This is a genomic window from Marinimicrobium sp. UBA4209, assembly GCF_002381585.1.
Lineage (GTDB): Bacteria > Pseudomonadota > Gammaproteobacteria > Pseudomonadales > Cellvibrionaceae > Marinimicrobium > Marinimicrobium koreense.
Genome location: NZ_DFTP01000021.1, coordinates 25,966 through 37,812 on the forward strand (window position 1 = coordinate 25,966; position 11,847 = coordinate 37,812).

The 11,847-nt window shown below is 58.0% G+C and carries 8 protein-coding genes; 4 read left to right on the forward strand and 4 right to left on the reverse strand.

The features are described 5' to 3' along the window. Nucleotides 1–177: 177 nt before the first annotated feature. From glyQ to B3187_RS03680, 4 genes are read left to right on the forward strand one after another with little or no spacing between them, the layout of a single operon-like run. Nucleotides 178–1,149: a glycine--tRNA ligase subunit alpha gene (glyQ, locus tag B3187_RS03665; RefSeq protein ID WP_024461667.1), complete on the forward strand. Its 972-nt coding sequence runs from the start codon at nucleotides 178–180 to the stop codon at nucleotides 1,147–1,149. Next, nucleotides 1,146–3,230, forward strand: a complete 2,085-nt coding sequence (gene glyS / locus B3187_RS03670) for a glycine--tRNA ligase subunit beta (protein WP_286804623.1) — start codon at nucleotides 1,146–1,148, stop codon at nucleotides 3,228–3,230. The genes glyQ and glyS overlap by 4 nt, the downstream gene beginning before the upstream one ends. Nucleotides 3,231–3,233: 3 nt before the next feature. After that, nucleotides 3,234–3,842, forward strand: a complete 609-nt coding sequence (gene gmhB, locus B3187_RS03675) for a D-glycero-beta-D-manno-heptose 1,7-bisphosphate 7-phosphatase (RefSeq protein ID WP_286804624.1) — start codon at nucleotides 3,234–3,236, stop codon at nucleotides 3,840–3,842. 2 nt (nucleotides 3,843–3,844) lie between these two features. Next, nucleotides 3,845–4,618: a lysophospholipid acyltransferase family protein gene (locus B3187_RS03680; RefSeq protein WP_246004400.1), complete on the forward strand. Its 774-nt coding sequence runs from the start codon at nucleotides 3,845–3,847 to the stop codon at nucleotides 4,616–4,618. Nucleotides 4,619–4,746: 128 nt separating this feature from the next. On the opposite strand, the gene B3187_RS03685 is transcribed toward B3187_RS03680, so the two are convergent. The 4 genes from B3187_RS03685 to B3187_RS03700 all read right to left on the reverse strand — a co-directional run. Beyond that, nucleotides 4,747–8,445, reverse strand: a complete 3,699-nt coding sequence (locus B3187_RS03685) for a hypothetical protein (RefSeq protein WP_286804625.1) — start codon at nucleotides 8,443–8,445, stop codon at nucleotides 4,747–4,749. Between the two features lie 255 nt (nucleotides 8,446–8,700). Continuing rightward, nucleotides 8,701–10,659, reverse strand: coding sequence for a carbohydrate-binding protein (locus tag B3187_RS03690; protein ID WP_286804626.1), 1,959 nt, complete (start codon nucleotides 10,657–10,659; stop codon nucleotides 8,701–8,703). 257 nt (nucleotides 10,660–10,916) lie between these two features. Next, the gene (locus B3187_RS03695; RefSeq protein WP_286804627.1) at nucleotides 10,917–11,069 is read right to left on the reverse strand and encodes a GGDEF domain-containing protein; all 153 of its coding nucleotides are present in this window, start codon (nucleotides 11,067–11,069) and stop codon (nucleotides 10,917–10,919) included. 11 nt (nucleotides 11,070–11,080) lie between these two features. Further along, nucleotides 11,081–11,847 (reverse strand): sensor domain-containing diguanylate cyclase (locus B3187_RS03700; protein WP_286804628.1); only part of this gene is annotated, 767 nt, incomplete at its 5' end.

Sequence of the window (11,847 nt, forward strand, 5' to 3'; positions counted from 1 at the left end):
AATCGCCAAAGTGCGCGCAGTTTACGGCAACCAGCCGTACCAATCACCCCCCAACTACCGCTATAATTCGCGGCTGTTTTCGCTCAGGGCCCTGGTGCACCATCAGCGTCCTGGCGACTGGCGCGTTATATAACGCGACTTCAATTTCTCGACCTCATGCTCGGAGGCAGGTTACCCGTGTCAGACAGTCAAACCCCCGCCGGCGCCCACTCGCCCGATGTCAGTACCTTTCAGGGGCTGATTCTCGCCCTGCAATCCTACTGGGCACGCCAGGGCTGCGTGATCCTGCAACCGCTGGACCTGGAAGTGGGCGCGGGCACCTTTCACCCGGCCACCTTCCTGCGCTCGATCGGCCCGGAAACCTGGAACGCCGCCTACGTGCAGCCCTGCCGCCGGCCCACCGACGGCCGCTACGGCGAGAATCCCAATCGGCTGCAGCACTATTACCAGTTTCAGGTGGTAATGAAGCCCTCCCCGGCCAACATTCAGGAGCTGTACCTGGGTTCGCTGAAGGAGCTGGGCATTGATCCCGCGATCCACGACATCCGCTTTGTGGAAGATAACTGGGAATCGCCCACCCTCGGGGCCTGGGGCCTGGGCTGGGAAGTCTGGCTGAACGGCATGGAAGTCACCCAGTTCACCTACTTCCAACAGGTGGGTGGCCTCGAGTGCTACCCGGTCACCGGCGAGATCACCTATGGTCTGGAGCGGATTGCCATGTACCTGCAAGGGGTGGACTCCATTTACGATCTGGTCTGGACCGTGAACCCGGCGGGCGACAAGGTCACCTACGGCGATGTGTTCCACCAGAACGAAGTGGAAATGTCCAAATACAACTTCGAGCAGGCCGACACCGAGTCGCTGTTCAACAGTTTTGATGTCTACGAGCGCGAGAGCGAGCGCCTGATCGGGGAGGGGCTGCCCCTGCCGGCCTATGAAATGGTGATGAAGGCCTCCCACGCGTTCAACCTGCTGGACGCCCGTCACGCCATTTCCGTGACTGAACGGCAGCGCTTTATTCTGCGGGTGCGCAGCCTGGCCCGGGCCGTCGCTCAGGCCTACTTCGACGCCCGCAAGGCCCTGGGCTTCCCCCTGGCCCCCGAAGCCCTGCGCAATGAACTTCTCGCGGCAGAGGGAGACGACCAATGAGTGCCGATTTTCTGTTTGAACTGGGCACCGAAGAGCTGCCCCCCAAAGCCCTGAAAACCCTGATGAACGCCCTGCGCGAGGGCATCGCCGGCGGCCTGGACACCCAGGATCTGGACTACGATGCCATTCACGCCTACGCCAGCCCGCGCCGCCTGGCGGTATTGGTAAGAGACCTGGCCGAGCAGACCCCGGTCAAAGAGGTGGTCACCTACGGCCCGCCGGCCAAGATTGCCTTCGATCAGGACGGCAACCCCACCAAGGCCGCCGAGGCCTTCGCCAGTAAAAACGGCCTGAGCGTGACCGAGCTGACCACCGAGAATGACGGCAAGGCGGACAAACTGGTGGCCCGCTCCAAGGCCGGCGGCCAGTCGGTGGTAGAGCTGTTGGGCGATATCGTCAATGACGCCCTGGCCAAGCTGCCCATCGCCAAGCGCATGCGCTGGGGCGCCAGCCGCACCGAATTTGTCCGTCCGGCCCACTGGCTGGTGATGCTCTACGGCGACGAAATCGTCGACGCCGAAGTGCTCGGACTGCGCGCCAACCGCTGCACCCGCGGCCACCGCTTCCATTACAACCACGAGCTGGATCTGTTCAACCCGAGCGACTATCTCGAGAAGCTGGCCTCCACCGGCTATGTACTGGCCGATATGGACGCCCGTCGGGACCTGATTCGCGAGCAGGTGGACGCGGAAGCCAAAAAAGTCGGCGGTACGGCGGTGATCGACGACGATCTTCTGGATGAAGTGACCGCGCTGGTGGAGTGGCCGGTGGCGCTGCTGGGCAACTTCGAAAAGCGCTTCCTGAACGTGCCCGCCGAAGCGCTGATTGCCTCCATGAAAGAACACCAGAAGTACTTTCACCTGGTGGACGCTCAGGGCAAGCTGATGCCCCACTTCATCACCGTGGCCAATATCGAAAGCGACGATCCGGAACAGGTCATCGACGGCAACGAGCGGGTGATCCGCCCGCGCCTGTCCGATGCTGCCTTCTTCTTCGATACCGACCTCAAGCACACTCTGGAAAGTCGCCGTGAGCAGCTCAAGCCCATCGTGTTCCAGAAACAGCTTGGCAGCGTGTTCGAGAAAACCGAGCGCATCGCGGCTTTAGCTCACATAATTGCTGCAGAGATCGGAGCAAACCCCTCGCTAGCAACACGTGCCGGCCAACTGTGCAAGTCTGACCTAGTCACCGAAATGGTCTTGGAATTCGACAAAATGCAGGGCATCGCTGGTTACTACTATGCTCGCAACGACGGCGAGCACGAAGAAGTCGCCCAGGCCATGAAGGAGCAATACCTTCCCAAGTTTGCCGGCGACGCGCTGCCGGAAACCACTACCGGAGCCATCATCGCCCTGGCGGACCGCCTGGATACAATTTCCGGCATTTTCGGCATCGGACAGCAGCCTACAGGCTCCAAAGATCCGTTTGCTTTACGCCGAGCGAGTCTCGGAGCTTTGCGCCTTTTAGTAGAGAAAAACTTAGACCTAGACTTACGCAAACTTTTGGTAGACTCGTTAACCTTGCACGGCCTCATCTCAGGAACCCCCAAAGCGGGAGCTCCACTCAACCGTATCTTGGACTATATGCTCGAGCGCTTCCGCGCCTGGTACGAAGACGCCGGCATTCCGGTGGAAGTGTTCCTCGCGGTGAGTGCGCGCAAAGTCAGCAATCCTCTGGATATCGACCAGCGGGTGAAGGCGGTGCACGAGTTTTATCAGTTGCCCCAGGCCCAGGCGCTCGCCGCCGCCAACAAGCGGGTAGCCAATATTCTGGCCAAGTCCGGCGCGCCGGCCGGTGAGCTCGACCCCGCCCTGCTGCAGGAGTCCGCCGAAAAAGCGCTGGCCGAAGCGGTGCAGGCGAAAGCCAAGGTGGTCGAGCCTCTGTTTGCCAAACGCGCTTACACCGAGGCGCTGACGCAACTGGCGGACCTGCAGGAGCCGGTGGATGCTTTCTTCGACCAGGTAATGGTCAACGCGGAGGATGACAAGCTGCGCAATAACCGTCTGGCACTGCTGCAGCAACTGGGTGACCTGTTCCTGGCGGTCGCCGATATTTCCCTGCTCGCTCCGGCGAAAGGCTGAGCCATGAAACTGATCATTCTGGACCGGGACGGCGTGATCAACGAAGACGCCGGCGATTACATCAAGTCCGTCGAGGAATGGCAGCCCATTCCCGGCAGCATTGAAGCCATCGCCCGGCTCAGTCGGGCCGGTTTCACACCGGTAGTGGCCACCAACCAGTCCGGCCTCGCCCGGGGCCTTTTCGACCTGGACGACCTGGAGGCCATGCACGCCAAACTTACCGCCCTGGTGGAAGAAAACGGCGGCAAGCTGGAGGCGATTTTTTACTGCCCCCACCACCCGGACGAGGACTGCAAGTGCCGCAAACCCAAAACCGGCATGCTCGATGCCATCGAGGCGGTGTTCAACACCTCGGTGCAGTCGGCCTGGTTTGTGGGCGACACCAGCAAAGATCTGCAAGCAGCCCTGACCAAGGGCTGTCAGCCCTGCCTGGTGCGCACCGGGCGCGGACGTGAGACCGAAGCCGAACTGGCCTCGTTCCTGGATGCCGCCGAGCTGGAACAGGTGCGCATTTTCGACCACCTGGAGGCCGCGGTGACAGCGCTGCTGTCAGAGCCCGAACAGGCCGACGCCGCCCCCTCCGATCCGCAAGACCACGAAGGACAGCCTTAACCGTGTTGTACAAAGCCTTTCTCTACGTCCGCACCACGATTTTCGATATTGGCTACTACGGATCGGGGATCCTGTTTGGTGCTTTGAGCACACTGATCTGGCCGTTTCTTCCCTACCAATGGCGCTACCGGCTGATCAATCAGTGGAACCGCTTTGTGATGTTCTGGCTCTGGTTCTGCTGCAATATCCGCATTGAGGTGCGAGGCGATATCCGCAACGATCTGCAACCCTATGTGGTGATGTCCAAGCACCAGGGCGTGTGGGAAACCTTGTACTTACAACTGTTCTTCCAGCCCATCTCCACCATTCTGAAAAAAGAACTGCTGCGCATCCCGTTTTTCGGTTGGGGCCTGGCGGCACTGAAACCCATCGCCATCGATCGGAGCAATAAAACCCAGGCGCTGCGTGATGTGAAGAAGAAGGGCGTCCAGGCCATCAAGGATGGCAATAACGTGCTGATTTTCCCGGAGGGTACCCGCACCCGTCCCGGTCAGGTGGTGCCCTACGCCCGCAGCGGCGCCGATATTGCCTGCACCGCCGGCTGCCCGGTCATCCCAGTGGCCCACAATGGTGCCGAATGCTGGCCCCATAAGGATTACCTGAAGTACCCGGGCACCATCACGATGGTGATCGGCGAGCCGATTTCCAGCGAGGGCAAAGATCGCAAGCAGTTGACCGAAGAAGTCCGGGACTGGATCGAGTCCACCGCCAAAACCCTCCCTGTCGGCCGCAAAGACGGCCGCAGACCCTGGCTTGAATCATCACCAGACCAATAAATAACGGACATATCAATTCGTAACGTCCGGCCCGCCATGGGGAATACCGTTGAGACGGACAAAAAAGGGCCGACACAAAGGTCGGCCCGTCAAGCGAGGGGATTCGCCGTCGTTGGAAATCGACGGGTTTACTGACAGGGCACCTTGCCCAAGCTCAGTACGTAGTAGATATCGCCCGCGAGTGGCGAGTTGAACGGCAGCTCGCCGTACTTGCCAGCGGTCGCGCTCACGTAATCAATCAAGTCCTGTCCCGCATCCAGCCGGAAATCATTGATCGTATCGCGAGACGCCACGGTGTACTGCTGAGACAGATCACCGACACTGCCCGACGCATCCGTCAGCGCACGCTGGGTTGAGGCGTTGATATCGCACGCGCTATTACCGAACCATAGGTAAACCCCATCGGCGCGGTAGCTGCCGCCGCTGACATCGCGGGTCAGGTTGCCCTGCAGCTCGTCCAGCGCGCTGTTGATATCGTCTTTCTCCTGGAAGTCGCCATTGATGACCAGCGCATTGTCCTCCCATAGAAGGTCGGCACCCACGCGGACACTGATGATGTCTTTGCGGTAGTTCATGAACAGGTTGTTCCACATATGGGACGTGCCCCGACGGATCAGCGGAACCCGGCGCGCCGTGTTGCCAAACTCGAAGTACAGATCATCCCGGGTCACAAAGGCATTGTGGTGCATGGTAGTGGTGATGTTTTCGTTGATCTCACGACTATCACTGGATCCGTGCAAAGCGGCACGTTTGACGTCCACCACCCGGTTGAACGACATGGTGATATCGTAGGCACCGACTTTCACGTCAAACGCCGAGTCACCGGTCAGGTCAAACGTGTTCTTGTGAATCCAGATATCGTGAGACGCACCGGTAGAGCGAATCATGTCCGGGTCCAGTCCGTGATCTTCGGTGTGGCCCGCGCCGCGGAAATCCAGGTGGGTCAGAATCACGCTGTTGGCGGTCTGGGTCGGCTGACCGGAGCTGTCCTTCCCGATGGCAAAACCACTGAAGCGGAAGTAGGCATTACTCATGCGACCGTCGATGGTGGTATTGGAACTGATCACCGGGTTGCGAATGGGAAGGTCTTTATCGTCCAGACGATTGTTGAAGAACTCCTCCAGACACTGATCGTGATCGTTATAGCCGCGATTCGAACACCACTGACGGTAATCGACACACTCCGCCTCGGTACCACCGATACGGCTCAGAACATCCGAGTTGCTGCAGTGCAGACGGTACATGGCCACTTCCGTTTCGGGCGCAAAGTCATTCTTGTCGAACACAATCCAGTGATGATCTTCGCTGCTCATGGCATCAAAAATCTGCTGCTCTACCGAGTCACTGCTGCTTTTGGTAATCACAGTCAGCGTGCTGTTGCCATTGGGGTCATAGCCGCCCAGAGCGTTTTCACCATAGCCCACGGCACGGCCCAGAGTCTGCGCCAGGCATTCAACGATCTCCTGGTCCGTCTGTAGGGCGGTATCACGCCAGTTGACGTTCGGGTTGGTAGCCAACTCCACGCAATCATTACTCAGCGGTCCAGAGTAATCCGGGAAGCTACTGCTCGACTGACTGCTTGAGCTGCTCGAATTGCTGCTGGAGCTGTCCGACGATGAGGAATCGCTGGACGAACTGTCGCTGCTGTCGGACGAGCTGGAAGACGAGTCACTGGACGAACTGCTGGAGGACGAGCCGCCGTCAGATACGTCACCGGTCGCGTTGTAGATTTCAAACTCGGCAATCTGCGGCGCACTGCTGGCGCTGTCGATAACCAGGTTGACTTTGTAAAGGTCTCGGTCACCAAAACCGGTGATGATCCGTTCGCTGCCCAGGGTCGAGCCGGATGCGAGTACTTCATTGGTATCGTGATCTTCCAGACGCCAACTTTCCGTGGCGCCATTGAGCTCTCGGATGATCACGGTATTGAAAGTACCACTGAAATTTTTTACTCCGATGCGTTCACCACTGGTGCCGCTCGGCTGCCAGTAGCTGGCCAGATTGCCGTCATTGACGTTGCCATAGCTGGTACCGCCACCCTTGCTGGAACCGTCGGCGCCACCACTCAGAGCCAGATTACTGCCCAACTCAACCGGCTCACCGCTATCACTGGAAGAATTACCGGACGACGAACTCTCTGAAGAGGACTCACTGGAACTGTTCTGACTGCTGGAAGACGAGCTGGATGACTGCTCCCCGCCGCCACTGACCGGCGCATCCAGGCAATCGGTCACGATACCGGCGCCCGCATTGGCCAACACGTGAGCCTTGGTATCCGCCGCAAACAGACGACTGTAGCTGTACGGGGGCAGATAGCTGGTGGTGGACTGCACATCAGGTCCGGCAATCACGCCATCGCTGGGGTACTCAACCCAATTGACGTTATTGAAGGTATTATCTTCAACGTCCCAGTAGCCCAGCTCACTGCTGTAGAAGGAGACGATCGGGTTCTGAGCGTCTTCGAACACATTGCCCTCAATACGCAGGGTGGCCCCCATACGTGAATTGATCCCGGTGCTGATCACGCCATCGTAGTAGTTATTGACGATATGCCCTTCACCAAAGCGGAACAACGGCAAGCGCGAGTTGGCGTTCTCCCAGTGGTTCCCCCAGAAGGTGATCCGGCGGTCGTAATCGTCACCGTCACTACTTCCCCACAGGGAGGTTTTCCAGCTATCACGCAGGATGTTATAGCTGATGGTGATGTTGTCGATCTCACCTTTACCACTGACCAACTCGTCGTAGTAGTCCTTGTCCACGTCCAGCGAGTTGTAGAAAGTATTGTGATCGATCCAGATATTGCTGGACGGACCGTCAATGGTAATGTGATCTTTATCGCCAATGCGGACATAGCGCATGGTGATGTTGCGCACGATCACATTATTGGCGCGCCAGATCTTGATGCCGATACCATCAAACAGGGCGTTATCGCCCACGCCGATGATGGACACGTCGTTCATGTCCTTGATATCGAATTTGGTCACGTTGGAATTGTCCGGGGTAATGGTGCCATCGACGTAGATGGTCAACGGGGCGCCGCCTTTGTTACTGAGTGCCGCGGCCAGCTCGGAGCCGGTGCTCACCGTCACTTCATCCCCGCCCTGACCACCGGTCGTGCCGGCGCCCAGGGACGCAAAACCCTGAACGGTGTTGGCCTGTTCACAGGACAGCACTTCACCCGGTGTGCCGGGCTGGGAACTCGAAGAACTGCTGGAGGAGCTTTCAGAGGAGCTGCTGCTTTCGGAGGATGAACTATCGGAAGACGTATCCGAGCTGTTGCTTTCGGAACTGGACGACTCCGAGGAGGAGCTACTTGGTGATGTCGACGAACTCGAAGACGATGAACTGGAGCTTCCGCTGTCCGTTGCGCTGTACACTTCGAACTCCGCAATCTGCGGTGCGCCACTCGCGCTCTCGATCACCAGATTGATTTTATACAGGCTCTGGTCACCAAATCCGGAAATGATCCGCTCGGAGCCAAGCGTTGAACCACTGGCAAACACCTCACCGGTGTCGTGGTCTTCAAGACGCCAGCCCGTCGTGGCACCGTTCAGCTCACGAATGATGACAGTATTGAAACTGCTGCCGATGTTTTTCACACCGATCCGTTCATCACTGCTGGAGCCCGGTTGCCAGTAGCTCGCCATGTCGCCATCAATGGCGTTGCCATAGCTGCTGCCACTGGCTTTACTGGAACCATCGGCCCCGGCATCCAGCGCCAGGTTCGGCCCCAGATCAGCTTGAGCGATACAGGCAAAAAATAATGAGGAATAAACGACCTTGGAGGCGTATCGGCTGATACGCCCGGATTGGTTGATGATTGTCATGTGCGTAACCTTGTTTGACGTTATGGTTTTTTGGTTTGCGTCCGTTCAGCACCGCTCCTGTCTCTCACCGGGGATTCAATCACATTCTCAGCCAGCCAAAATGTGAACCAGGTCACACTTATTTAGCCGCAACGAAACCGGTTAGATAAGTTTGAAATAGCGAGAGAGTCGCGATATCAGAGTTTTGAATGAAATACCCGCGGAGCGAACTCCGCGGGTGTCAGCCTAAACCGGGTTGGGGTCAGTCAGATGGGATCAGGGTGCAACGCAATTACTGATCACACCGGCTCCGGCGTTGGCCAGCACATGCCCTTTGGCATCCGACGCTGGAAGCGCAGAGTAGCTGTAGGGCGGTGTGTAGCTGACTGTTGACTGGACATTGGGGCCGGCAATGATGTCGTCCCCTGATCCTTCTTCCCAGGTGATATTTGAGAAAATGTTGTCCTGGACATCCCAGTAGCCGATTTCATCACTGTAGAAAGAGACAATCGGGTTCTGGGAGTTCTCGAACACATTGCCTTCAATCCGGATAGTGGCACCCATCCGCGAATTGATGCCGGTGCTGAGTATGCCGTCGTAGTAGTTGTTGATGACATGACCCTCACCAAAACGGAACAGCGGCAAGCGGGAGTTGGCGTTTTCCCAGTGGTTGCCCCAGAAGGTCACCCGGCGGTGGGAGTCATCGCCATCACTGCTGCCCCACAGAGAGGTCTTCCAGCTATCGCGCAGGATGTTGTAGCTGACCGTGATGTTATCAATATCGTTCTTACCACTGACCAATTCGTCGTAGTAGTCCTTGCCCACATCCAGCGAGTTGTAGAAGGTGTTGTGGTCAATCCAGATGTTGCTGGACGGGCCATCAATGGTGATGTGGTCCTTGTCGCCAATACGGACATAGCGCATGGTGACGTTGCGGACAATCACATTGTTGGCGCGCCAGATCTTGATGCCGATACCATCAAACAGGGCATTGTTGCCCACACCGATGATGGACACGTCGTTCATGTCCTTGATATCGAACTTGCTCACGCTGGAATTTCCGGGCGTGATGGTGCCATCGACATAGATGGTCAGCGGATTGCTGCCTTTGTTATCCAGGGCCGCTTCCAGTTCGGTGCCCGAGGAAACGGTCACCACATCACCGCCGGCACCGCCCGTGGTGCCGCCACCGAGGGAGGCAAAGCCACGCACCGTGTTGGCCTCCTGACAGGAGAGCGGGGAACCCGGATCGCTGGGTACCGAGCTGGACGAAGAACTGGACGACGAGCTCGAGGATGAGCTGCTGGAGCTGGAGGAACCATCCCCGCCGCTGACTTCAATGTAATCGAAGTTCGGCCCACCCGAGGATACCGTGGCATCGGCGCGGATCACATTGCTGCCCGCCGCCAGGTTGACCGTCACGGTCTGGATGTCCCAACTGGACCAGCCACCGGTGCCCTCGAAGTCAACGCTGGAATGCGCCACCTGGCCATTCACGCTGACCGTCATCGGACGGTTGGCGGTAGTGCCGTTGGCGTACCGGAACGTCAGCGTCGCGTTGCCGGAATCCGCCTGATTGACCACCCATTCAATGTAGCTGTTACTGTCGTTGAGAAGGTCAACGAAGCCGCTGCCACTGTAGCCGGAGTGATTGGTGGCCACCACGCCGTCAAAATCGACCGCGTTTTCCGACTCGTAGCGAACGGTTTCGCCGCCAGAATCCGAGGAGCTGGACGACGAACTTCTGGAGCTGCTGGATGAGCTACCGCCGCCGTCGGAATCGTTGTAGATCTCGAATTCGGCAATCTGCGGTGCACTGTTGGCGCTTTCAATAACCAGGTTAACCTTGTACATCTGTCGGTCACCAAATCCGCTGATCACCCGCTCGCTGCCCAAAGTAGAGCCTGACGCTAGCACTTCGTTGGTATCGTGATCTTCAAGACGCCACCCGGTGGTGGCGCCATTGAGTTCACGGATGATTACGGTATTGAACGTGGCATCAAAATTTTTCACGCCGATCCGCTCATCACTGGTGCCACTGGGCCGCCAGTAACTGTTCAGATCGCCGTCATTGACGTTGCCGTAGCTGCTGCCACCGCCTTTGCTCGAACCATCCGCTCCGCCGCTGAGGGCAAGATTGCTGCCGAGATCGGCGTGGGCGATGGTTGCCAGGGAGCTGCACAGAGCCACTGCGAGGCACCGGCGTAAGAACCGGTTGGGGTTGATAGTTTCCATGATGCTTGAACCTTTTGATTAACGTTATGGTTGTCGGTTTAGGCTGTACGCATCCTTTCAGCACCGCTCCTCTCTCACGGGGCGATTCAAGCACATCGGGAAATTTCAAAAACGAGACGTCGTTCGCAGTTCGGGCCAGTCAAGTCCTGGCCCGAAACGACTTTCGTCAGAATCTTTTTCGGTTAGACAGATTTGAAATGCTGAAGATTTTTTATATTAAAAATGTTTAGATCGATCAACAACCTACGCTGGGTTGATTAAGTAAAAGCCCGGAAGGTCATCCCGTTTCGACCCGCAGCTTTGGTTTCATAGAGCGCCTGATCGGCGGCATTGACCAGCTTGGTGGCCAACACGCCGGGGCCGGCATTGGCGGCGGTCACCCCGATACTCAGAGTCAGGGGTATCTCCACGCCCTCTGCCGTCACCGGTCGACACTGACCCGCTCGACCAACCGCCGCGCCAGAAACTGTCCCATTTCTGCCGGGCACTGAGCGGCAAACACCAGGAACTCATCGCCCCCGTAGCGCGCCACCACATCCTGCGGCCGAACAGCACCCCGGAGCCGCTGCGCCACTTCTCGCAAGACTTCGTCACCGGCGACGTGTCCATAACGATCATTGACCTGTTTGTAATAATCCACGTCGACCAGCATCACACAAACATCTGAGCCCGACCGCTGCGCCACCGCCAACTCCCGTTGCATCAATACGTCCATCCCCTGGCGATTCCAGGCCTTGGTCAGTGGGTCGATCAGGGCGTTCCGCCGGGCTTCATCCAGCTCTTCAAGTAACTGGGTCTGTTCCGCACTGAGCGCCTCCACCCTTAGCTCGTTCTCCACCCACGCCGCCAGACTGCGCAAGGTATCTTTCTGCTCCTCCGTTAAGGTTCCCGGCACATAATCCACCAAACACAGAGTGCCGACCAGTTGGCCCTGATATTGAATGGGCTGGCCCGCGTAAAAACGGACATGGGGGTCGTCGGTAACCGCCGGGTGGTCATGGAAGTCCGGGTGCACTCGCGCGTCTTCGACCAGCAGCAGTTCATCATGGTTGATGGCGTGGGCGCAGAAAGCGACATCTCTCGGAGTTTCCGGCACCCCGAGTCCCTGCGCGGATTTGAACCACTGTTTGTCCCGGGAGATCAGGGTGACCAGCGAAATCGGTACGTCAAACAGTCTGCACGCCAGTC

What these genes read in the sequence shown, in the direction of transcription:
- glyS (WP_286804623.1), top strand. Translation starts at nt 1,146, where the DNA reads ATGAGTGCCGATTTTCTGTTTGAACTGGGCACCGAAGAGCTGCCCCCC.
- gmhB (WP_286804624.1), top strand. Translation starts at nt 3,234, where the DNA reads ATGAAACTGATCATTCTGGACCGGGACGGCGTGATCAACGAAGACGCC.
- B3187_RS03685 (WP_286804625.1), bottom strand. Translation starts at nt 8,445, where the DNA reads ATGACAATCATCAACCAATCCGGGCGTATCAGCCGATACGCCTCCAAG.
- B3187_RS03690 (WP_286804626.1), bottom strand. Translation starts at nt 10,659, where the DNA reads ATGGAAACTATCAACCCCAACCGGTTCTTACGCCGGTGCCTCGCAGTG.